The following is a 22,301-nucleotide window of genomic DNA, read 5'->3' as shown; positions in this document are numbered from 1 at the left end:
CGGCGCGCAACTGTGACCCAACAGGCGCGTTGGTGACGCGTCGTGGGCGCGTCGCTGTGACCTTCAGGCCCGAAAACCCATCTTTTCCGTTCGGAAGTGGCGACAACGGTGTGAACTTCGGGACTGTGACCCGCACCGGCTTTCGCGACCGATGCCACGCCCCTTGCGCTGCCCCGCCGCCCGCGCCAAAAGCCCGGTCGTGACCGCCAGCATCAGCATAGGAACCGACAGCCACGGCAGGGACGTGGCCGTGGACGTGGAGGAATTGCTCGCCACCCGCCTGCTCGTTCAGGGCAATTCGGGCTCGGGCAAATCGCACCTCCTTCGTCGCCTGCTGGAGGAAAGCGCCGCCATGGTGCAGCAGGTGGTGATCGATCCCGAAGGCGATTTCGTCACGCTGGCGGACGAATATGGCCATGTCGTCATCGACGCGGGCGATTATGGAGAGCGCGACATTGTCCGCATGGCCGCGCGCATCCGCGAACATCGCGCTTCGGTCGTCCTCAGCCTCGACGCGCTGGAACTCGAAGCGCAGATGAAATGCGCCGCGACCTTCCTCTCGACCCTGTTCGACGCGCCGCGCGACCATTGGTATCCAGCGCTGGTCGTGGTGGACGAAGCGCAGATGTTCGCCCCCGCGGCGGCGGGCGAGGTGTCGGACGAGGCGCGCCGGCTTTCGCTCGCCGCCATGACCAACCTCATGTGCCGGGGCCGCAAGCGCGGCCTCGCCGGCGTCATCGCTACCCAGCGGCTCGCCAAGCTCGCCAAGAATGTCGCGGCCGAAGCGTCCAACTTCCTCATGGGCCGCACCTTCCTCGACATCGACATGGCGCGCGCCGCCGACCTCCTCGGCATGGAACGGCGGCAGGCGGAGCAGATCCGCGACCTCGAACGCGGCCGTTTCCTGGGGCTCGGCCCCGCCATCGCCCGCCGGCCGGTGAATGTGAAGATCGGCGCGGTCAAGACCGGCACGCGCGGCGGATCGCACAAGCTGATGCCGCCGCCCGTCACCACCGGCGAGGATTTCCAGGAACTGCTCTTCGCGCGGGCCGAGGACGACACTCCGCCGCCGCCGCCCCGCGCCGACCCGCCGCCCCGTGCCGCCGAGGACATCATGCGCCAGCTCGCCGACGCGCCGCAGGCCAAGCCCGCCGCGCCGGAACTCGACTTCGGCCAGAATGAGCCGATCGTCGTCGCCGTGCTGGAGGAGATCGTCGCCGATCTGGGCGACGCGACCCCCTCGGTCGCCAGCCTCTACCAGGATTTCGGCGTCCGCTGCCGGATGAAGGGGCTGAAAACCTCCCCGCTCGACCTCCCGGCTTTCCGCAAGCGTTTCGCCATGGCGCAGGCCGGCATGGCCGACGCCGACGATCCCCGCTGGCAGGACGCGATGAAGGCATCGGCCCCGGTGCCGGAGGATATGCTCGCCCCCTTCCTCCTCATCGCCCGCGCCGCGCTCGACGGCCAGCCCTGCCCCGACGACGCGGCGCTCGCCCGCGCCTATGGCACCAGCTCGCCCGGCCGCGTCCGCCGCCTGATCGACTATATGGAGAAACTCGGCGTCATCGTCGCCCGCACCGATTTTTCCGGCAAACGCTCCATCGGCGTTCCCGGCCTCGGCCTCTCGACGGCCGCGGCGGAAGGATGATCCATGTCATGCCCGCCCCATCTTGACGCGGGCGGCATCCCCTGTAGCTTCGGCAGCCTTATTCCTCAGCCGGCTGGAGCGCGTTCGATGTGCCATGCCCCGATGCTGATTGCCGCGGCGCCCTATGCCGGACCCTCGTCGTCCGGCCGCCCTGCCTCATGCCTTTCGCCCGTCCGTCATTCCCTGCGGAGCGGCCGATGATCTCATAACAGGGGGAGAGGAAATTTCATGGAGATTGTCATTATCGCCATAGGATGCGGCCTTTTGGCCGTACTCTATGGTCTGTTCACGAGTCGGCAGGTGCTGAGCGCATCGCCGGGCAACGAAACGATGCAGGCGATCGCGGGCGCGATCCAGGAAGGCGCGAAGGCCTATCTCGGCCGCCAATATACTACCATCGCCATTGTCGGCGTGGTCGTGGCGGTGCTGGTCGCCCTCTTCCTCGGCATCACCTCGGCCGTCGGCTTCCTGATCGGCGCGGTGCTCTCCGGCGCGGCCGGCTTCATCGGCATGAACATCTCCGTGCGCGCCAATGTCCGCACCGCCGAAGCCTGTCGCGGCACGCTGCAATCGGGCCTCACCGTCGCTTTCCGGGCGGGAGCGATCACCGGGATGCTGGTGGCGGGCCTGGCCCTTTTGGCGATCAGCGTCTTCTTCTGGTATCTGGTCGGCCCCGCCGGCCATGCGCCCGACGACCGGCTGGTCATCGACAGCCTCGTGGCATTAGCCTTCGGCGCAAGCCTCATCTCCATCTTCGCTCGCCTCGGCGGCGGCATCTTCACCAAGGCGGCGGACGTCGGCGCGGACCTTGTCGGCAAGGTCGAGGCCGGCATCCCGGAGGACGACCCCCGCAACCCCGCCGTCATCGCGGACAATGTCGGTGACAATGTCGGCGACTGCGCCGGCATGGCGGCCGACCTGTTCGAGACCTATGTCGTCACTGTCGGCGCGACCATGGTGCTGACCGCCCTGCTCGTCACCGGCGTGGACAACGCCTTCCTGCTCAATCTCATGGCGCTGCCGCTGGCGGTGGGCGGCATCTGCATCATCACCTCGATCATCGGCACCTATCTGGTCCGCCTCGGTGCCAGCCAGTCGATCATGGGCGCGCTCTACAAGGGCTTCTGGACCACGGCGATCCTGTCGATCCCGGCCATCTATTATGTCACCTGGCAGGTGCTGGGCGACATGAACGCCGTGTTCGGCGCGGACCTCGACGGCGTCGGCGGCTATACCGGGATGCGCCTCTTCTGGTCGATGATGGTGGGCCTCGCCGTCACCGGGCTGCTGGTGGTCATCACCGAATATTATACCGGCACCAATTATCGTCCGGTCCGGTCGATCGCCAAAGCATCCGAAACCGGGCACGGCACCAACGTCATTCAGGGCCTCGCCATCAGCCTTGAATCCACCGCGCTGCCGACGATCGTGATCGTCATCGGCATCATCGTTGCCTATCAGCTCGCCGGCCTCATCGGCATCGCCTTCGCCGCGACGGCGATGCTGGCGCTTGCCGGCATGGTGGTGGCGCTGGATGCCTACGGTCCTGTCACCGACAATGCCGGCGGCATCGCCGAAATGAGCCATCTGGACGACAGCGTCCGGGTCAAGACCGACGCGCTCGACGCTGTGGGCAACACGACCAAGGCGGTGACGAAGGGCTATGCCATCGGCTCGGCGGGCCTTGCCGCGCTGGTGCTGTTCGGCGCCTATACGGAGGATCTGAAATTCTACAATTCGGCCCTCGGCCTTACCGCCCCGGTCGATTTCAGCCTCTCCAACCCCTATGTCATCGTCGGCCTGCTGCTGGGCGCTTTGCTGCCCTATCTGTTCGGCGCGATGGGGATGACCGCCGTCGGCCGCGCGGCCGGCGACGTGGTCAAGGACGTGCGCGACCAGTTCGCCACCAACAAGGGCATCATGGAAGGGACATCGCGCCCCAACTATGCCCGCACGGTGGACCTCGTCACCCGCGCCGCGATCAAGGAGATGATCGTCCCCTCGCTGCTGCCGGTGCTCGCCCCGATCGCGGTCTATTTCATCATCGCAGGGGTGGCCGGCGTGTCGAACGGTTTCGCGGCGCTGGGCGCGCTGTTGCTTGGCGTCATCGTCTCGGGGCTGTTCGTCGCCCTGTCGATGACCTCGGGCGGCGGCGCGTGGGACAATGCGAAGAAATATATCGAGGACGGCCATCATGGCGGCAAGGGCAGCGAAGCCCACAAGGCCGCGGTGACGGGCGACACGGTCGGCGATCCCTATAAGGACACCGCCGGCCCGGCGGTCAATCCAATGATAAAGATCACCAATATCGTCGCGCTGCTGCTACTCGCCGCGCTGGCGCATGGCGGCTGACCGGCGATCGCTAGACATGACAACCCCCGGCCGAGGGTCTCGGCCGGGCGTTTGTGCGCCCGTCATGGGGTTCAGCGCTGCGCGACCTGAACCGCCGGCTTGTGGTGGATGGTGAGCCCGTCCAGCGCCCACTCCGCCTTGCTGCGGCAGGTGGTGACGGGAACCAGCGATCCGGCGCGGGGCTCGCGGAAGCAGTAACGGTCCTGCGCGGCGTCATAGGTCACCTTGGCGTCACCGAACCGGCCTTCGGCCTTAGCGAAGGCAGGAGTGGCGGCGGCCGAAACGGCGATGGCGGCGGCAACGACGGCGGCGGCGAAAGCGATGGTCTTCATGTCAAATTCCTTCCCTGAAACTGTGGTTGTGACCCTTGCCGGATCATGACCTCGACATTGCAGGGGGCGTGCCAAATTCGAAAAATCGCGGTTTACCGTGGTTTATTGCGCCGTTCCACATACGGGACATGCGGCCAATACGATAAAGCGGGCAAAACCGCCAAATAGCGGGAATATGTTCCAGGCCGATAAGGATCGTCTGCCTTTACTCTTTCTTAAGGGCGCGCGCGCAGGCTGCGGGGGCGGTCGGCCCCTGGAGTGAGACCGTCCCGCACGCCGAGCCAATGATGCAGGTCGATATGGGTGAACCAATGACGCCGCAGGACAGACTGACCGACGAACAGGGCCGCCTGGCTACCCTGCACCGCTATGACATTCTCGATACGCCCGCCGAGGGCGCGTTCGACAAGATCACCGAAATGGTGCGCAGCGTCGTAGGCGTGCCCATTTCGGCGGTGTCGCTGATCGACCGGGAACGGCAATGGTTCAAGTCGATCGCGGGCCTCGACGCTGCCCAGACCCCGCGAAGCGTCGCCTTCTGCGATCATACGATCCGGCAGGCAGAACCGCTGGTCGTCGCGGATGCGCAGACGGACGCGCGCTTCGTGGACAATCCGCTGGTAACCGGCGATCCCGGCATCCGCAGCTATGCCGGCGTGCCGCTGCGCACGCCCGATGGCTATCAGATCGGCTCGCTCTGCGCGATCGACACCAAGGCGCGCGATTTTTCCCCCGAACAGCTCGCCGTCCTGAGCGGCCTCGCTCCCATCGTCGTCGAACAGATGGAACTGCGCCTGCTTGCCGAGCGCGACACGCTGTCGGGCGCACTCACCCGCCGGGCCTTCATCGCCGAAGTCGACAAGCAGATCGCGCTCTTCCTGCGGCACCAGCGCCCGTCCGCTCTGCTCTTGCTCGACATCGATCATTTCAAGGCGATCAACGACAGCCATGGGCATGGCGCGGGCGATGAGGTGATCGCCGCCGTCGCTGATCTCTGCCGCGGCCTTTCGCGCCCGAGCGACTCGCTCGGCCGGCTGGGCGGCGAGGAATTCGGCCTGCTGCTGCCCGAGACGAGCGAGGCCGACGCGCTCGCCGCCGCGCAGCGCTTCTGCGACACGCTCGCGCGCCATATCGTGCCGCATGATCCGCCGCTGACCGTCACCGCGAGCTTCGGCGTGGCTGCGGTCGGGCGCAACCGGCTGACCAGCGCGAGCTGGATCGCGGCCGCCGACGCGGCGCTCTACGCCGCCAAGCGCGGCGGGCGCAACCGGGTCATGTTGGCCCCGCAGGACGCGCTGCGCGCTGCCTGATCCAGCGCTAACCGCCCGTTCCCGCGTCATGTTTTGCGTGACGCGCCCGATGATCTTCATTATCGTTTCGGCCGGGGACAGACATGGGGCGGGGACGATGAAGGCGATAGCGGGATGGCTTGCAGGCGCAGCTCTGGTTGCGGCGGGGATGGGCCACGCGCAGACGCCGCCTGGGCCGGCGACGCCCGCCGCGCCCGCCGCGCCGAAACAATGGACGATCGAGGATTTCGCGGCCCTGCCGATGATGGACGCGCCGGCGCTGTCGCCGGACGGGCTGCGCATCGCCAGCCGCGTCGCGGTGGCGGGCGAGCAGAAGCTGGTCATCGCCGATATCGCCGACGGCCCCAACCGCATCCGCTCGCTGGCGCTGGGCGAGAATGATCTCAACTGGTGGAAATGGGTCAATGACGACTGGCTGATCGTCGGCCTGGGGACGGAAACCAATGTGGATGGCTATCCCTGGTATATCAGCCGCGTCGCCGCGCTGAAGCGCGACGGCACCAAGATCAACATGATCGCCAAGAACACGGCGGCGCAAAGCGCCGACGACGTCATCTGGGTGGCGCGCGACGGCACGCCCCGCATCCTGCTCTCGTACCAGACCTCCATCTTCTACAACGAAGCCGGCTTCTGGCCGCGTGTCGATGAGGTGGACGTCAGCACCGGACGGATGCGCAACATCATGACGCCGCGCGAGATGGTGCGCAGCTGGTATGCCGACGCCAGCGGGACGGTGCGGATGGGCGTGGGCTATAATGACAGCACGCGCACGTCCAAGCTGCTTTACCGCCCCGACGTGAAAACCAGCTTCCGCGTCGTAGACCGCGCCGATCGCCGCCGCGACGAATCGCTGGTCGTGCCGCTGCTCTTCACCGCCGATCCGACCCGCGCCGTCGCCAGCAACGATCGCGACGGCACGGATGCGCTGTACGAACTCGATCTTGGCACGCTGGAGCTGGGCAAGAAGCTGTTCGAAGCCCCCGGTTTCGATCTGGACGGCATCGTCGAAGATTCGGCCGGCAGCGGCCTTGCCGGGGTGCGCTACACCGGCGACGCCGCAGCGGTGCATTGGTTCGATCCCAATCTGGCGAAAATCCAGGCCGATCTCGACAAGGCTGTGGGCAATCGGCGGGCGCGCATCGTGTCGTTCAGTCGGGACGGCCAGCGCATGGTCGTCCATGTCGGCACGCCCGACCAGCCCGGCGTCTATTATTTCTACGACACCGCCGACGGCGCGATGAGCGTGCTGGCGCGCGCCAGCAGCCGCTTTCCGGGCACGAGCCGGCTCTCCCCGGTCAGGACCATCCGTTACAAGGCGCGGGACGGGCTCGAGATCGCTGCGGTTCTGACCGTGCCGGCGGGGAAGGATCCGAAAAATCTGCCCTTCATCCTGATGCCCCATGGCGGCCCCTTCGCCCGCGACGCCGAGGAATGGGACTGGTGGGTGCAGTTTCTCGCCTGGCGGGGCTATGCCGTGCTTCAGCCCAATTATCGCGGATCGTCGGGCTATGGCACCGCCTTCGCGGAGAAGGGCGAGGGGCAATGGGGCCTTGCCATGCAGGACGACCTCAATGACGCGGTCGATTGGGCGGTGAAGCAGGGCATAGCCGATCCCAAGCGCGTGTGCATGGTCGGCGCATCCTATGGCGGTTACGCCGCCATGCGGGCGGCGCAGCGCGATGGCGGCAAATATCGCTGCGCTGTCTCCTATGCCGGCGTATCGGACCTGTCTGCGATGATGCGCTATGACAGCCGCTTCCTCTACCACAGCAGCCGCAAGGCGTGGATGAAGGAGCAGGCGCCCAATTTCGCCGCCGTGTCCCCCATCAATTTCGCCGCGCAATTTTCGACCCCCATCCTGCTGATCCACGGCAAGAAGGACCGCCGGGTCCAGGTGAGCCAGTCGCGGGAAATGGCCGAGAAGCTGAAGGCTGCGGGCAAGGTGGCAGGGCAGGATTATATCTATGCCGAACAGCCGCTCGGCGATCATCATTTCTCCCGGGAGGCGGACCGGCTGGATTTTCTGCAAAGGCTCGACGCCTTCCTGAAACAGCATAACCCGGCCTGAAGGCGATGGCGGCAGGCGGTCGGACCCTGATGACGCTGATGATGCTGGCGGGCTGCGGGTCCGAGGACGCGACGCCCCCCGCGCCAGCGCCTGCGCGGCAAGCCCCGATCGCGAAAGCAGCGCCGGCTCCGCCCGTGCCGCGTGATGATCTCTCGCCCCGCGCGGCACCGCCCGCACCCTCATCGGGAGACGCGCCGCCGCCAAGGTCCGACGCCCCGCCGACACCGGATTATCGCGCCATCGGCACCGAACCCTTCTGGGCAGTGACGATTGGGGGATCGGCTGCCACGCTGGAGCGGCCGGATCATCCGCCGATGCGGTTCGGAGTGATGCGCGAGGCGGATGATCGGGCGATCCGCTATCGGGCAGACGGCTTTTCGCTGACCGCCACCGAAGGACCGTGCAGCGACGGGATGAGCGACGCTGTCTGGTCCGACCGGGTGCAGATCGCCTTTGCGGGCGGCACGCTCAAGGGCTGCGGGGGGGTTCGGCAGGATATGTGGGAAGATCGGCGTTGATCGTTATGTCCATGGGCCAACTGAGATAAGGATGACGGCATGACCAACGGTTCCACCCGCCGCGCCGTGCTGGCCGCCGCTGCTTCGCTGCCGGTGATCGCCCGGTCGAGCGACGCCGCGGCGCAGGTCAGACCGGAGCCGCCGGTTCCGCCCAGCGGTCCGAAGAAGAGGCTGGGCATGATCGTGTTCGACGGATTCGAGCTGCTGGACGTGTTCGGTCCGCTGGAAATGTTCGGGATGTTGAAAGACCGGGTCGAGATCGTCATGCTGGCTGAAAAGGCGGGGCCGGTGAAGAGCGGGGCAGGGCCGGCGGTGGTCGCCGATATGGCCTTCACCGATGCGCCCAAGCTGGACATCCTCATGATACCTGGCGGGATCGGGACGCGGCGCGAGGTCAATAGCGCGCCGTTCCTGAGCGCCGTCGCCGCTTTGGCGAAGGACGCGCCGCAAGTCGCCACCATCTGCACCGGATCAGGCTTGCTCGCGAAAACCGGCCTGTTGGACGGCATGCGGGCGACGAGCAACAAGATGGCCTGGGCATGGGCGACGGCGCAGGGGGCCAAGGTGCTGTGGACGCCGAAAGCCCGCTGGGTGGAGGACGGCAAATATATTTCGTCATCGGGCATTTCCGCCGGCACCGACATGGCGTTGGGACTGATCGCGAAGATGTACGGCAAGGACATGGCGCGCTGGGTCGCGCACCGGGCGGAATATCGCTGGAACGAGGATGCCGGCGACGATCCATTCGCTGCGATGAACGGGCTTTAGTCAGCGCGCATCGCTTCGGCGACGAGCGCTTCGGCCTCCATCAGCAGCGCGTCCTCGGCCGCGCTCTGCGCCACCTGTTCCCGCCCGATCAGGATCAGCACCGGAACGGCAAGCGGGCTGACGCGGTCGAGCGTCACATGCAGCATCGTCGTCGCCGCCCGGTCGATCAGGTCGCCCAGCCGCCCCACATCGGTCATCCGCGCCCGCGCGTCGGCCCATGCCGCCTTCAGCAGCAGATGGTCAGGCTGATATTTGCGCAGCACGTCGTAGATGAGGTCGGTCGAGAACGTGACCTGCCGCCCGGTCTTGCGCTTGCCGGGATGCTGCCGCTCGATGAGGCCGGAGATCACCGCCACGTCGCGGAAGGCGCGCTTCAGCAGGCTCGACTGCTCGACCCAGTCGATAAATTCATGGTCGAGTATGTCGGCCGAGAAGAGGCTTTTGGGATCGGTGACGGGCTTGAGCCCATAGACCGCCAGCGCATAGTCGTTCGACACGAAGCCCAGCGGCATCAGCCCCTGGGCATCCATGCGCCGGGTTAGCAACATACCGAGCGACTGGTGCGCGTTCCAGCCCTCGAAACTGTAGCAGAGGAGGTAGTGGCGCCCCTCGTGCGGGAAGGTTTCGATGAGAAGCTGGCCGGGCTGCGGCAGGGCGGAGCGGAGTTTCTGCATTTCCAGCCATTCGCGCACATCCTGCGGGAAGCGGTGCCACTCCTGCGGCTCGGCGAGGAAGTGGCGCACGCGATCGGCAAGGCGGGTGGACATCGCCATGCGGGTGCCGCCCCAGCTCGGGATGCGCGCCTGCTTCGAGGTCGCGCGCACGACGAGGTCGGTGGTGTCCATCCGCACCACCTCCAGCGCCGCGCCGGAGAAGAAGAAGCTGTCGCCCGGCCGCAGTTGCGACGCGAACCCCTCCTCCACCGTGCCAAGCTTGCGGCCGTTGGCGAAGCGGACAATGAGCGCGGGCTGATCGACAATGATGCCGGCGTTGAGGCGATGCTGCTGGATGAAGCGCGGATGCGACACGCGCCAGCTGCCGTCTTCGTCCTGCGTGAGGCGCTTGAAGCGGTCGTAAGCGCGCAGGGCGTAGCCGCCGCCTTCGATGAAATGGAGGACGTTGGCGAAGGCTTCCTCCGTCAGCGCGCTATAGGGGGTGGCGGATCGCACCTCCGCCAGCATCGCCTCCGCGCGGAAGGGGCCGGCGCAGGCGAGACCCATGACATGCTGGGCCAGCACGTCGAGGCTGCCGGGGCGGAAATCGTCGGCGTCGCGCTCGCCCGCCTCCACCGCGTCGAGCGCCGCGCGGGCTTCGAGATATTCGAAGCGGTTGCCAGGGATCAGGATCGCCTCGCTCGCCTGGTCGAGCCGGTGGTTGGCGCGGCCGATCCGCTGGAGCAGGCGCGAGCTGCCTTTGGGCGCGCCCATCTGGATCACGCAATCGACATTGCCCCAATCGACACCGAGGTCGAGGCTGGCGGTGGCGACCAGCGCGCGCAGTCTGCCTGCCGCCATCGCCGATTCGACCTTCCGCCGCGCCTCGATCGACAGGCTGCCATGGTGGATGGCGATGGGGAGGTTCTTTTCGTTCGCCTGCCAGAGTTCCTGGAAGATGAGTTCGGCCAGGCCGCGCGTATTGCAGAAGATGAGCGTCGTCTGCCGCGCCTCGATCTCCGCCATCACCTGTTTCGCGGCATATTTGCCCGAATGGCCCGACCAGGGCACGCGGCCTTCGGGGATGAGGATGGCGACATTGGGATCGACGCCGTCCTCGCCCAACACCGGCGTCACCGCGTCGATGTCGCCATCGGGCGCGAGCCAGGCGCGGTAGGCGTCCACATCCGCGACCGTGGCGGAGAGGGCGACGCGGCGCAGCGCGGGGTTGATCGCCTGTAGCCGAGCCATCGACAGGCTGAGCAGGTCGCCCCGCTTCTGGGTGGCGAAGGCGTGGACCTCATCGACGATCACCGTCCGCAGCCGATCGAACAGCAAGGCGGCGTCCGGATAGCTGAGCAGCAGCGAGAGCGATTCAGGCGTGGTCAGCAGGATCTGCGGCGGGCGGACGCGCTGGCGCGCCTTACGGTCGGACGGGGTGTCGCCGGTGCGGGTCTCGACCTGGATCGGCAGACCCATTTCCTCGATCGGGGTCAGCAGGTTGCGGCGCACGTCCACCGCCAGCGCTTTCAACGGCGAGACATAGAGGCTGTGCAGTCCCTCGGCCGGATCGCGGATCAGGTCCACCAGCGTCGGCAGGAAGCCCGCCAGCGTCTTGCCCGCTCCGGTGGGCGCGACGAGCAGCGCATGGTCGCCCCGCTCGGCCGCCGCCAGCATCTCTGTCTGGTGCCGGCGTGGCCGCCAGCCGCGCGCCGCGAACCAGTCGTCTATGAGGGAAGGAAGCGCGGCCATGGGAGGGATGTAGGTTCCTCCCTTGCCTCTGTCATCGTCCCTGCAGGGGCATCGGAACAATGATGCAGCGCCAGGACATAATATTTCAATCGCCCTCTGGCGGCTCGACCCGCGCCTGCGGTAGACTGGCGCCATCAGCAGCGGCGCGTCAGACGCCGCCACCCATGCAGGAGATCGACATGACTGGCGAAACAGAAGCCGACCTCACCGGCGCAGAGCCCGCGCGCAACCGTCGCCGCCCCAAGGCGCCGATCATGGAAATCGACGGCCGCAAGCTCAAGCCCGCGACGCTGATGATGGGCCATGGCTATGATCCGACGCTGTCGGAGGGATCGCTCAAACCCCCGATCTTCCTCACCTCCACCTTCGCCTTCGACAGCGCGGCGGCGGGCAAACGGCATTTCGAGGGCGTGACGGGCCTCCGGCCGGGCGGCGCGGAGGGGCTCGTCTATTCGCGCTTCAACGGCCCCAATCAGGAGATTTGCGAGGACCGGCTCTCCGTCTGGGAAGAAGCGGAAGATGCGCTGCTCTTTTCCAGCGGCATGTCGGCGATCGCCACGACGCTGCTGGCGCTGGTGCAGCCGGGCGACGTGATCGTGCATTCGGCCCCTCTATACGCCGCGACCGAGTCGCTGATCGGTCGCATTCTCGGCAAATTCGGGGTGCAGTGGCTCGATTTCCCCGCCGGCGCGACCGAGGCGGAGATCGGCGCGGTGATCGACACGGCGAAGGGGCTGGGGCGCGTCGCTCTCCTCTATCTCGAAAGCCCGGCCAACCCGACCAATGTGCTGGTCGATCTGGAGGCGGTGGTCGCGCGGCGCGACTCGCTGTTCGCTGGCGAGGCGCATGTGCCGCCGATCGCGATCGACAATACCTTCCTGGGGCCGCTGTGGCACAAGCCGATCGCCCATGGCGCGGACCTCGTCATCTACAGCCTCACCAAATATGCGGGCGGACATAGCGATCTGGTGGCGGGCGGGGTGCTGGGCAGCAATGCGCTCATCAACGCCATCCGCCTGATGCGGAACACGATCGGCACGATCCTCGATCCGCACAGCGCCTGGATGCTGCTGCGGAGCCTGGAGACGCTGGAATTGCGGATGAGCCGGGCGGGCGAGAATGCGGCGAAGGTCTGCGCCTGGCTGCGCGATCAGCCGCAGGTGGAGAAGGTCGTCTATCTCGGCTTCCCGGAGACCGAGCGGCAGGCGGACATTTATCGCCGCCATTGCACCGGCGCGGGATCAACCTTCTCGCTCTACTTGAAAGGCGGGGAGGCGGAGGCGTTCGCTTTCCTCGACGCGCTCAAGATCGCCAAGCTGGCGGTCAGCCTGGGCGGCACCGAGACGCTGGCGAGCCATCCCGCCGCGATGACCCATCTGTCGGTGCCGGCGGAGCGGAAGAGGGCGCTCGGCATCGGCGACAATATGGTGCGCATCTCTATAGGCTGCGAGGATGCGGACGATCTGATCGCGGATTTCGCCCAGGCGCTGCGGCAGGTGGGCTGAGCGATGGGGCGGCCGTTGCTGATGGTGGGGCAGCCTTTGCTGGCCCCCCTGCTGCCGATGTTGCAGGCGCAGTATGACGTCATCGCGCTGTGGGACGCGCCGCCGGCGGAGCGGCTGGCGGCAGTGGAGGCTTTGGTGTGGGCGGGGGAGTTTCCGCTGGCCCGTGACCTTGTGGACGCGATGCCGCGCCTGTCGCTGATCGCCTGCTTCACCGTGGGCTATGACGGCGTGGACCTGGCGTTGGCGCGGGAGCGGGGCATTGCCGTCGCGCATGGCGGTGCGGCTAATGCGGAGGATGTCGCCGACCATGCCATCGGCCTCATGATCGCGCACCGGCGCTGGATCGTGGCGGGCGACCGCCATCTGCGTAGTGGCGGGTGGACGATCGAGGCCAAGACGCGGACGCACTCGATGCGCAGCGCGCGGCTCGGGATCGTCGGCATGGGCGCGATCGGCATCGCCGTTGCCGAGCGGGCGGCGGCGATGAAGATGGCGATCGGCTGGTGGGGGCCGCGCGACAAGCCGGCGCTTGCCTGGCCGAGGGCGGAGTCGCTGCTGGCGCTCGCGCGGGAGAGCGACATTCTCGTCGTGGCGGCGAAGGCCGACGAGCGCAATCGCGGGATGATCGACGCAGCGGTGCTGGACGCGCTGGGGCCGCAGGGGCTGCTGGTCAATGTCGGGCGGGGGCAGTTGGTGAACGAACCCGCGCTGATCGTGGCGTTGAAGGATGGGCGGCTTGGGGGCGCGGCGGTCGACGTGTTCGACCCCGAGCCGACCGATCCAGCCAAATGGGCGGACGTGCCCAATGTCGTACTAACGCCGCATACCGGCGGGGCGACGCATGAGGCGGTGGCGCAGATGGCGGCGACGCTGATGGGCAATCTGGCCGCGCATTTCGCGGGGGAGGCGTTGCCGGCGCCGGTGTTGGGGTGAGGGGCAGTCCCCCTCATCCAACTTCGCCTAGCCGCTGCGCGGCAAGGCTTCATATCCTTCTCCCCCTGGGGGAGAAGGACAAGCGGATCAGAACTTGAACACCGTGCCCAGATAGACGGCCTGGCTGTCCTGGCGCTCGTCGGTCATGGGGGCGAGGCGGCCGGCGACGCTGTTGTTGTAGCGGACGCCGGCGGTGACGTTCAGGTTGCGCGTCAGCGAGTAGGAGCTGGCGAGATCCAGCGAATAATCCTTGTCCGCGGACGGGTTCTTCACGCTGGCGACGGGCTCGCGGCGGGTTTCGAGCAGCACCTTGGTGCTGAAGCGATCCTTCTTGCCGTCATCCAGCGAGAAATTCTTCGCGTCGACCATGGTTTCGAGCGCCACCGGATCGAGCGCCTTGCGGCCAACCGATTCGGGCAGAGCGAATTTGCGCCAATTATGTCCGCCGTTCAGGCTGAATGCGACCGGGGTGATATCGACCGGGGCCACAGTGCGGTTGATCGTCACGCCGTCGTCGGCGGCGCGGACCATCACGGTCACCGATCGGCGGCCGCTCAGCGACCCACTGGTGGGCGTGAAGCGGAAACCCTGCCCGCTCGCCTTCGCCGCGATCTTCGCATAAGCGGCGGCGAGCTTGGGATCGCGGATGGTCGGGGTGAAAGAGGAAATGCTGCCAAGCGCGTCGAGCGACACGAGCGTGCCGCTGTGCGCGCGCGCCAGATCGCTGGCTGCGCCGAATGCCGGGGACAGCATGAAGCCGGTCACGGCTGCCGCCGCCCCTGCTACTGCCAAATATCCCCTATTCACGCGCATGACCCGAATCTGCCCCCGTCACTCTATGTTTCATGACGCACTACACCCATAAAGCCGCTACTGGCTAGTGGCAGAACGCCTTTTTGTGCCGGCTGTTGCATCGAATACACAGGCCCGCTACGCGCTCGCGGCGTGCCGATGGGCGCATGGCACAGCGCCCCCTTGCCCCGCGCCGCACGGCCACTATAGAAGCGGGCAGTTTTTCGTCTTTTTCAAGCTAGGACATGCCTGATGGTCCGCCGCCTTCCCGCTTCTGCAACCGCCGGCCTGATGCTGGCCGCGCTCCTGCCGCTCGCCGCCTGCGGGGGCGGGTCGAAGGACCGGCCCAAGGCGGACCTCGCCGCGTCGAAAGTGACGACGATCGGGGTGAACGCCTATCTGTGGCGGGCGAGCCTCGACACTTTGTCCTTCATGCCGATGGTGCAGACCGATTCGAACGGCGGGGTGATCGTGACCGACTGGTACGCCAATCCCAATACGCCGGGCGAACGGATGAAGGTGACGGTGTCGATCCTGGACCAGGATCTGCGCGCCGACGCGCTGCGCGTCGCGGCGAGCCGGCAGGTCAGCCAGAACGGCCAGTGGGTCGATGCGCCGGTCGCCGCTGCGACGGTGCAGAAGCTGGAGGAGATCATCCTCACCAAGGCCCGCGACCTGCGCCGCATGGCGATTGCGGGCTGAGACTGTAAACACGCATTTCTCCGTTCGGCCCTTCGACAGGCTCAGGAGAGCGAAGTCGAAGCCTATCACTGAGCGCAGCGAAGTGACCTCCCTGCGGTCGGTCTGGCCCTTCGACTTCGCTCAGGGCGAACGGAGCTGGAGGGAATAGACACATCATGCAAAGGCGCTTCAACCCGCTTGAGGCCGACGCCCGATGGCAGGCGACCTGGGACGAGAAGCAGAGCTTCAAGGCCGACGACGCATCGGCCAAGCCACGCAGCTATGTGCTGGAGATGTTCCCCTATCCGTCGGGGCGCATCCATATCGGCCATGTCCGCAACTATTCGATGGGCGACGTGCTGGCGCGCTTCCGCCGGATGACCGGGCATGAGGTGCTGCACCCGATGGGCTGGGACGCCTTCGGGATGCCGGCGGAAAATGCCGCGATGGAGAAGAAGGTCCATCCGGGGACATGGACGCGCGCCAACATCGCCAACATGCGCGCGCAATTGAAAAAGCTGGGTTTCGCGATCGACTGGTCCAGAGAACTCGCGACCTGCGAGCCGGACTATTATGGGCATGAGCAGGCGCTGTTCCTGGACATGCTGGAGGCCGGCCTCGTCTATCGCAAGGAGAGCGCGGTCAACTGGGATCCGGTCGACATGACCGTGCTGGCGAACGAGCAGGTGATCGACGGGCGCGGCTGGCGGTCGGGCGCGCTGGTGGAGAAGCGCAAGCTCAGCCAATGGTTCCTCAAGATCACCGCCTTCGCCGATGACCTCCTGGAGGGGTTGAAAAGCCTCGACCAGTGGCCCGACAAGGTGCGGACGATGCAGGAAAACTGGATCGGCAAGTCGGTCGGCCTGCAATTCCGGTTCGACTTTGCGCCTTTCCCGGAGCGCGAGGCGCTGGAGGGACTGGACGCGGGCGCGGGGATTGCGGTCTATTCGACCCGGCCCGACACCATCTTCGGCGCGAGTTTCGTCGCGATCGCGGCGGACCATCCGGTGGCGCAAGCGGTGGCGGCGAATGATGCGGACGCCGCCGCCTTCATCGAAAAGTGCAAGGAAGGCGGCACCACCGCGGCCGAGCTGGAGACGGCGGAGAAGCTGGGCTTCGACACCGGCCTGTCGGTGACGCACCCGTTCGATCCCGAATGGCAACTGCCCGTCTTCATCGCCAACTTCGTGCTGATGGACTATGGTACCGGCGCGGTGATGGGTGTGCCGGCGCATGACCAGCGCGACCTTGATTTCGCGCGCAAATATATGCTGCCTGTCGAGCGCGTCGTCGCTGCGGAGGGCGAGGCGGACAAGCCGATTCACGACGAAGCCTATACCGGCCCGGGTCGCCTCGTAAACTCGCGCTTCCTCGATGGGATGAGCGTCGAGGAGGCAAAGGCCGCCGTCATCGCCCGGGCGGAGAGCGAAGGCTGGGGCGAGGGCAAGACCGTGTTCCGCCTGCGCGACTGGGGCGTTTCGCGCCAGCGTTACTGGGGCACGCCGATCCCGGTGATCCATTGTGAGGGCTGCGGCGTGGTGCCGGTGCCCAAGGCGCAGCTGCCGGTGGTGCTGCCTGAGGATGTGAGCTTCGACATTCCCGGCAATCCGCTCGATCGCCATCCGACCTGGAAGCATGTCGACTGCCCCACTTGCGGCAAGCCGGCGGTGCGCGAGACCGATACGCTCGACACCTTCGCCGATTCGAGCTGGTATTTCATCCGCTTCGCCAGCCAGCCCGCCGACAAGCCGTTCGACCGGGCGACGGTCGAGCAATGGCTGCCGGTCGGCCAATATATCGGCGGGGTGGAACACGCAATCCTGCACCTGCTCTACGCCCGCTTCTGGACCCGCGCGCTCCAGCATATGGGGCAATTGGGCTTTGCCGAGCCGTTCACCGGCCTGTTCACGCAGGGGATGGTGACGCACGAGACCTACAAGGCGGGCGACGGAAGCTGGCTGTCGCCGGGTGAGGTCAAGAAGAACGGCGACGACTATACCCACATCGAAAGCGGCGCGCCGGTGACGGTCGGCCGCGTCGAGAAAATGTCCAAGTCCAAGAAGAATGTCGTCGATCCCGACGACATCATCGCCCAATATGGCGCGGACGCGGTGCGCTGGTTCATGCTGTCCGACAGCCCGCCCGAGCGCGACCTGCCCTGGACGGAAGCCGGGATCGAGGGGTCTTGGCGCTTCGTCAATCGCGTCTGGCGGTTGTTCGGCGAAGCTGACGCGGGCGCCGAGGGGCAGGACAAGGCGCTCGACCGCAAGCTGCACCAGACCATCGACGGGGTGGCCAAGGACATCGAGGCGCTGGGCTTCAACAAGGCCGTCGCCAAGATTTACGAACTGGTGAACGCGATCGAGAAGGCGAAGCCTTCGACGTCGCGCACCACCGCGATCCGCGCGCTCGCGCTGCTGGTCGCGCCGATGACGCCGCATCTGGCCGAAGAGGGCTGGGCGGAGATGGGCGGAGAGGGATTGATCGCTGACGCGGCCTGGCCGGCGGTCGATCCGGCACTGCTGGTCGAGGATGAGGTTACCATCGCCTGCCAGGTGATGGGCAAGCTGCGCGACACCATCATAGTGGCGAAGGGGACGCCGAAGGAGGAGCTGGAACGGCTCGCCATGGCGGCGCCCAATGTCGCGCGCGTCCTGGACGGGGCGAGCCCCAAGAAGGTGATCGTGGTGCCGGATCGGCTGGTCAATCTCGTCATCTGAACCGGCTGCCGTGCTCCTGTGAAAGCCGGAGCCCAGGGTCGACCGGCCTGCGCTCCATCCTGGGCTCCGGCTTTCGCCGGAGCACGGTTTAAATCGGCGTGGACAATGCTAAGGAGGGTCCATGAAGCGCGCACTCCCCCTCATCGCTCTCGCCACCCTCACCGCCTGCGGGCTGCGGCCGGTCTATGGCGGGGGGAGCCATGGCGCGGTGGCCAGCGCGCTCGGCAATGTCGAGGTCGCGCCGATCGAGGGCAAGGCGGGCTGGCTGGTGCGCAATGCGCTCAATGACCGGCTGGCGGCGATGGGGCAGGGCGATGCGCCCCGCTACCGGCTGGTGGTGAAGCTGGACGATGACATCGCCGGCTTCGGCCTCCGCTCCGACGCCGCCATCACCCGCGAGCGGCGGACGCTGCGCGCGCGATACCAGCTGGTCGATGCCGCGACCGGCGCGCAGATACTGGACGACACCGCCGGGTCGGACGCGGGCATCGACGTCACCTCCAGCGAATATGCGACGATCGCGGCCGAGGACACCGCGCTCGAACGGCTGTCGCAGCGGGTCGCCGACCAGATCGTCACCCGCCTCGCCCTCCATTCGCGCAAGGCGGCCAATCCTTGAAGGCCAGCCGCAGCCAGATGGAAAAGGCGCTGGATGCGCCGCCCGCCGAGGTCCGCTTCTTCCTGCTCTACGGCCCCGACGAGGCAGGCAGCACCGCGCTGGCCCGGCGGCTGGAGCGAGCGATGGGGCCGGAGGCGGAGCGGATCGACCTCGACAATGCGACGCTGAAGGACGATCCCGCGCGGCTGGCGGACGAGGCGGCGTCCTTTTCCATGTTCGGCGACAAGCGCTGGGTGCGGGTGAGCGGGATGGGGGACGAGGCCGCCCCGGCGCTCGCCGCGCTGCTGGAGGCGGAGGCGGCGGGCAATCCGGTGATTGCGGTCGCGGGCGCGCTCAAGCCCACGTCGAAGCTGCTGAAGCTGGCACTGGACCACAAGGCGGCGCTCGCGCTCATATCCTACCAGCCCGACGCGCGGGAGGCGGAGCAGATCGCCATCGGCATCGCCCGCGGAGGGGGCTTGCGCCTCCCTACCGAACTGGCGCGGCGGATCGTCGATCTCGCCAATGGCGACCGCGCGTTGATGGCGGGCGAGGTCGAGAAGCTGATCCTCTACCTCGACGCCGCGCCCGAGCGGCCGCGCGAGGCGAGCGCCGAGGCGCTCGATGCGCTGGCCGCCGACAATCCCGATACCGAGACCGGGCCGCTGGTGAATGCGGTGCTGGGCGGCGACCTCAAAGCCATGCACAAGGAGTTGCTGCGCCTCACGGAGACCGGCGCGGCGATGGCGTCGGTCATCCGGCCGCTGCTCAACCGCGCAATGCTGATCGCCACGATCCGCGCCGAGGCCGGCGATGGCGGCCGCGCAGAGGCGGCGGTGGAAGCGGCGGGCAAGGCGGTGTTCTGGAAGGAGAAGGTGGCGGTCACGCGGCAGGTGCGCCAGTGGGATTCGCCCGGCATCGCCCGTGTGGTCCAGCGGCTGCTGGATGCCGAGCGCGCGACCCGGTCGGGACGGGGCACCGGCGACCTGATGGTGCGGCAGGAATTGCTGACGATCGCGCGGCAGGCGGCGCGGGAGCGGGCTTGATCGCGCCCCTCGGCACGACCATATTGCCGCCATGGACAAGCTCACTCTTTCCGAAGCCGAATGGCGGCAGCGCCTGTCGCCCGAACAATATCATATACTGCGCGAAGCGGGCACCGAGCGCGCCTTCACCGGCAAATATAACGCCAACAAGGCGGACGGCGTCTATTATTGCGCCGGCTGCGGCGCGGAACTGTTCGATGCCGAAGAGAAATATGACAGCGGATCGGGCTGGCCGAGCTTCACCGCGCCGGTCGATATCGATGCGGTCGAGGAAATCCGCGACGCCAGCCACGGCATGATCCGCACCGAAGTGCGCTGCGCCACCTGCGAGGGGCATCTGGGCCATGTCTTTCCCGACGGGCCGGGCGTCAATGGCCTGCGCTACTGCATGAACAGCGCCAGCCTGGACTTCAAGCCGCGCGACACAGCCGAGTAACCAGCCTCCATTCATCCTCCATAAAGCGCCGATCGTGATGAAGGCGCATCGCGCCAGCATTTGCGCTGGCGAGCGCGGGGATTAGGCCCTATTCGGGGCGGCACAGATGGCAGGATCAGGCAAGAGCAAGGCGGCGCGCACGGGCGTCAGGAAATGGCTGGTGCGCGGGGTCAAGATCGGCCTGGCGGCGGCGGTCGCTGGCCTGCTGGCGGTGGTGATTGCGGTGGTGATCGCGATGCAGTCGCTGCCGAGCTATGACAGCCTGAAATCCTCGCCCAACGGCCAGATGATCCGCGTCCATGCCGCCGATGGCAGCGTGATCGTGTCGCTGGGGCCGAGCTTTGGCCAATGGCTCCCTTACGAGCAGATCCCGCAGGTCATGGTCGACGCCATGATCGCGACCGAGGACAAGCGCTTCTACCTGCACCCTGGCATCGACCCTGTAGGCATGGCGCGCGCGGCGTGGGTTGCGGTGGAGCGGCGCGGATCGGGCCGGCGCTGGCAGGGCGCATCGACCATCACCCAGCAGGTGACGCGCAACATCTTCCTCAACAACAGCTATAGTTTCGGCCGCAAGGTGCGCGAGATGGTGCTGGCGCTCGCCATGGAGCGCAAATTCTCCAAGCGGCAGATTTTGGAGCTTTACCTCAACAAGGTCTATTTTGGCGGCGGCGCTTACGGCATCGATGCCGCCAGCCGCAAATTCTTCGGCCATCCCGCGACCCGGCTGGACCTCCCCGAAGCGGCGATCATCGCCGGGCTGGTGAAAGCGCCGTCGAGCTACTCGCCCACCGCCGACGCCGATGCGGCGATCGGCCGCGCGGGCGTGGTGCTGGACCTGATGGAGGAGAATGACAAGATTTCCGCGTCGGAGCGGGCGAGCGCCGACCTTGCCGGCGTCAAAATGGCGCCCGAGCCGCCGCAGAACAGCGTGCGCTATTTCACCGACTGGGCGCTGCCGCAGCTCGACGTGCTGATCGACGAGCCCAATGAGCCGCTGGAGGTCTATACCACCATCGATCTTGGCATGCAGAATGCCGCGACCGCCGCGATCAAGGCCAATGTGCCCGCCGGCACGCAGGGCGCTCTGGTGAGCCTGGACCGCGACGGCGCGGTGCGGGCGATGGTGGGCGGGCTGGACTATGTGACCTCCAACTATAACCGCGCCACGACCGCGACGCGGCAGCCGGGATCGGCCTGGAAGATCTTCGTCTATATGGCGGCGCTGGAGGCGGGCTATACCCCCGACACCAGCGTGACCGACGAGCCGGTGACGATCAACGGCTGGAGCCCGCGCAACAGCAATGGGCGCTTTTCGGGCGCGATCGACGTGCGGACCGCCTTTGCCTATTCGATCAACACCGTCGCGGCGAAGCTGGGCGTAGAGGTCGGGTTCCCGACCGTTGCCGACATGGCGCGGCGGTTCGGGGTGACGACGCCGATCAACACCCACCCTTCCATGGTGCTCGGCACATCGGACGTGCGCCTGATCGACATGACCCGCGCTTTCGCCTCGATCGCGCGCAAGGGGATCGCGGTGACGCCCTATGGCATCACCAAGGTGACGACCGCCGACGGCCGGCTGCTCTATGCCCATGAGGATGATACCAGCCGCGTGCTGGTCGCGCCCTGGGTGGCGGCGGGCATGACCGACCTCATGCAGACGGCGGTCAGCACCGGCACCGGGCGCGCGGCGCAGATCGGGCGGCCGGTGGCGGGCAAGACCGGCACCACCAGCAGCAACAAGGACGGCTGGTTCCTGGGCTTTTCCAGCGGCATCACCACCGGTGTCTGGATGGGCCGCGACGACGCGCGCGCGGTGGGCGTGCTCCAGGGCGGCCGCGCGCCGGCCCGCGCTTTCGCCGCCTATATGAAGGTCGCGACGGCGAAGCGCCCGGTCGAGCAGTTCGAGACCGAGGTCACGCTGCCCGAATGGCAGCTGGAGCCCGACGAGGAAGCCTATTATGGCGCGCCCGACAATGGCGCCGATCCCGGCATGATGGTGGACGAGAACGGCCTGCCGATCGAGCGCGGCCGCCCCGAGGGATCGGATCCGGAGGACGACCAGCAATTGGAGGTCGATCCCGAGGACCGGCCGCAGCCGCCCAAGCTCGACCAGCAATGGATCGACAATGTGCTGGGTCGCCAGCGGCAGCAGCAGCCAAGGCCAGCGCCCAACCCCTGAGGCG

The 22,301-nt window shown here is 67.0% G+C and carries 17 protein-coding genes; 14 read left to right on the top strand and 3 right to left on the bottom strand.

The features are described from left to right. The first annotated feature begins 199 nt into the window (after window positions 1–199). Window positions 200–1,648, top strand: a complete 1,449-nt coding sequence (locus V2B31_RS04220) for an ATP-binding protein (RefSeq protein WP_328275655.1) — start codon at window positions 200–202, stop codon at window positions 1,646–1,648. Between the two features lie 228 nt (window positions 1,649–1,876). After that, window positions 1,877–4,000 carry a sodium-translocating pyrophosphatase gene (locus tag V2B31_RS04215; RefSeq protein WP_328275653.1) on the top strand — a complete coding sequence of 708 codons (2,124 nt, stop codon included), beginning with the start codon at window positions 1,877–1,879 and terminating at the stop codon, window positions 3,998–4,000. A 71-nt stretch (window positions 4,001–4,071) separates the two neighbouring features. On the opposite strand, the gene V2B31_RS04210 is transcribed toward V2B31_RS04215, so the two are convergent. Then, window positions 4,072–4,332, bottom strand: a complete 261-nt coding sequence (locus V2B31_RS04210; protein ID WP_328275651.1) for a hypothetical protein — start codon at window positions 4,330–4,332, stop codon at window positions 4,072–4,074. Between the two features lie 299 nt (window positions 4,333–4,631). On the opposite strand from V2B31_RS04210, the gene V2B31_RS04205 reads away from it, so the two are divergent. The 4 genes from V2B31_RS04205 to V2B31_RS04190 all read left to right on the top strand — a co-directional run bounded on the left by V2B31_RS04205 (window position 4,632) and on the right by V2B31_RS04190 (window position 8,996). Next, window positions 4,632–5,642: a sensor domain-containing diguanylate cyclase gene (locus V2B31_RS04205; protein WP_328275649.1), complete on the top strand. Its 1,011-nt coding sequence runs from the start codon at window positions 4,632–4,634 to the stop codon at window positions 5,640–5,642. A 97-nt stretch (window positions 5,643–5,739) separates the two neighbouring features. Then, a complete protein-coding gene (locus V2B31_RS04200) occupies window positions 5,740–7,710 on the top strand; it encodes an alpha/beta hydrolase family protein (protein ID WP_328275647.1) in 1,971 nt (656 codons plus the stop codon). A 29-nt stretch (window positions 7,711–7,739) separates the two neighbouring features. Beyond that, window positions 7,740–8,228, top strand: a complete 489-nt coding sequence (locus V2B31_RS04195) for a membrane-like protein (RefSeq protein ID WP_328275645.1) — start codon at window positions 7,740–7,742, stop codon at window positions 8,226–8,228. Between the two features lie 39 nt (window positions 8,229–8,267). Then, complete coding sequence (locus V2B31_RS04190; protein ID WP_328275643.1) at window positions 8,268–8,996, top strand: DJ-1/PfpI family protein; 729 nt, start codon at window positions 8,268–8,270, stop codon at window positions 8,994–8,996. On the opposite strand, the gene V2B31_RS04185 is transcribed toward V2B31_RS04190, so the two are convergent. Beyond that, window positions 8,993–11,401, bottom strand: coding sequence for a ligase-associated DNA damage response DEXH box helicase (locus V2B31_RS04185; protein ID WP_328275640.1), 2,409 nt, complete (start codon window positions 11,399–11,401; stop codon window positions 8,993–8,995). The two genes, V2B31_RS04190 and V2B31_RS04185, sit on opposite strands and share 4 nt — an antisense overlap. Before the next feature lie 179 nt (window positions 11,402–11,580). On the opposite strand from V2B31_RS04185, the gene V2B31_RS04180 reads away from it, so the two are divergent. Then, window positions 11,581–12,906, top strand: a complete 1,326-nt coding sequence (locus V2B31_RS04180; RefSeq protein WP_328275638.1) for a cystathionine gamma-synthase family protein — start codon at window positions 11,581–11,583, stop codon at window positions 12,904–12,906. Between the two features lie 3 nt (window positions 12,907–12,909). Beyond that, window positions 12,910–13,839 carry a 2-hydroxyacid dehydrogenase gene (locus tag V2B31_RS04175; RefSeq protein ID WP_328275636.1) on the top strand — a complete coding sequence of 310 codons (930 nt, stop codon included), beginning with the start codon at window positions 12,910–12,912 and terminating at the stop codon, window positions 13,837–13,839. Window positions 13,840–13,926: 87 nt separating this feature from the next. On the opposite strand, the gene V2B31_RS04170 is transcribed toward V2B31_RS04175, so the two are convergent. Then, on the bottom strand, window positions 13,927–14,652 hold the full coding sequence (locus V2B31_RS04170; RefSeq protein ID WP_328275634.1) for a hypothetical protein: 726 nt from the start codon (window positions 14,650–14,652) through the stop codon (window positions 13,927–13,929). Window positions 14,653–14,883: 231 nt separating this feature from the next. Between V2B31_RS04170 and V2B31_RS04165 the strand changes: the two genes are divergently transcribed. The 6 genes from V2B31_RS04165 to V2B31_RS04140 all read left to right on the top strand — a co-directional run bounded on the left by V2B31_RS04165 (window position 14,884) and on the right by V2B31_RS04140 (window position 22,297). Beyond that, a complete protein-coding gene (locus V2B31_RS04165; RefSeq protein ID WP_328275632.1) occupies window positions 14,884–15,333 on the top strand; it encodes a DUF3576 domain-containing protein in 450 nt (149 codons plus the stop codon). 155 nt (window positions 15,334–15,488) lie between these two features. Next, entirely contained in the window at window positions 15,489–18,032 is a 2,544-nt protein-coding gene (gene leuS / locus V2B31_RS04160) for a leucine--tRNA ligase (protein WP_328275630.1), read from the top strand. 121 nt (window positions 18,033–18,153) lie between these two features. Further along, window positions 18,154–18,651: an LPS assembly lipoprotein LptE gene (gene lptE, locus V2B31_RS04155; RefSeq protein WP_328275628.1), complete on the top strand. Its 498-nt coding sequence runs from the start codon at window positions 18,154–18,156 to the stop codon at window positions 18,649–18,651. Continuing rightward, a complete protein-coding gene (gene holA / locus V2B31_RS04150) occupies window positions 18,648–19,676 on the top strand; it encodes a DNA polymerase III subunit delta (RefSeq protein ID WP_328275626.1) in 1,029 nt (342 codons plus the stop codon). The genes lptE and holA overlap by 4 nt, the downstream gene beginning before the upstream one ends. A 31-nt stretch (window positions 19,677–19,707) precedes the next feature. Then, window positions 19,708–20,112: a peptide-methionine (R)-S-oxide reductase MsrB gene (msrB, locus tag V2B31_RS04145; protein ID WP_328275623.1), complete on the top strand. Its 405-nt coding sequence runs from the start codon at window positions 19,708–19,710 to the stop codon at window positions 20,110–20,112. A gap of 106 nt (window positions 20,113–20,218) precedes the next feature. Next, entirely contained in the window at window positions 20,219–22,297 is a 2,079-nt protein-coding gene (locus V2B31_RS04140) for a transglycosylase domain-containing protein (protein WP_328275621.1), read from the top strand. The last annotated feature ends 4 nt before the right edge of the window (window positions 22,298–22,301 follow it).

Source organism: Sphingobium sp. (assembly GCF_036170395.1).
Classification (GTDB): domain Bacteria; phylum Pseudomonadota; class Alphaproteobacteria; order Sphingomonadales; family Sphingomonadaceae; genus Sphingobium.
This window is presented reverse-complemented; position numbering and strand designations above follow the sequence as displayed.

Coding starts and splice junctions, on each gene's coding strand:
- V2B31_RS04215 (WP_328275653.1), top strand. CDS start 1,877: ATGGAGATTGTCATTATCGCCATAGGATGCGGCCTTTTGGCCGTACTC.
- V2B31_RS04210 (WP_328275651.1), bottom strand. CDS start 4,332: ATGAAGACCATCGCTTTCGCCGCCGCCGTCGTTGCCGCCGCCATCGCC.
- V2B31_RS04205 (WP_328275649.1), top strand. CDS start 4,632: ATGGGTGAACCAATGACGCCGCAGGACAGACTGACCGACGAACAGGGC.
- V2B31_RS04200 (WP_328275647.1), top strand. CDS start 5,740: ATGAAGGCGATAGCGGGATGGCTTGCAGGCGCAGCTCTGGTTGCGGCG.
- V2B31_RS04195 (WP_328275645.1), top strand. CDS start 7,740: ATGACGCTGATGATGCTGGCGGGCTGCGGGTCCGAGGACGCGACGCCC.
- V2B31_RS04190 (WP_328275643.1), top strand. CDS start 8,268: ATGACCAACGGTTCCACCCGCCGCGCCGTGCTGGCCGCCGCTGCTTCG.
- V2B31_RS04185 (WP_328275640.1), bottom strand. CDS start 11,401: ATGGCCGCGCTTCCTTCCCTCATAGACGACTGGTTCGCGGCGCGCGGC.
- V2B31_RS04180 (WP_328275638.1), top strand. CDS start 11,581: ATGACTGGCGAAACAGAAGCCGACCTCACCGGCGCAGAGCCCGCGCGC.
- V2B31_RS04175 (WP_328275636.1), top strand. CDS start 12,910: ATGGGGCGGCCGTTGCTGATGGTGGGGCAGCCTTTGCTGGCCCCCCTG.
- V2B31_RS04170 (WP_328275634.1), bottom strand. CDS start 14,652: ATGCGCGTGAATAGGGGATATTTGGCAGTAGCAGGGGCGGCGGCAGCC.
- V2B31_RS04165 (WP_328275632.1), top strand. CDS start 14,884: ATGGTCCGCCGCCTTCCCGCTTCTGCAACCGCCGGCCTGATGCTGGCC.
- leuS (WP_328275630.1), top strand. CDS start 15,489: ATGCAAAGGCGCTTCAACCCGCTTGAGGCCGACGCCCGATGGCAGGCG.
- lptE (WP_328275628.1), top strand. CDS start 18,154: ATGAAGCGCGCACTCCCCCTCATCGCTCTCGCCACCCTCACCGCCTGC.
- msrB (WP_328275623.1), top strand. CDS start 19,708: ATGGACAAGCTCACTCTTTCCGAAGCCGAATGGCGGCAGCGCCTGTCG.
- V2B31_RS04140 (WP_328275621.1), top strand. CDS start 20,219: ATGGCAGGATCAGGCAAGAGCAAGGCGGCGCGCACGGGCGTCAGGAAA.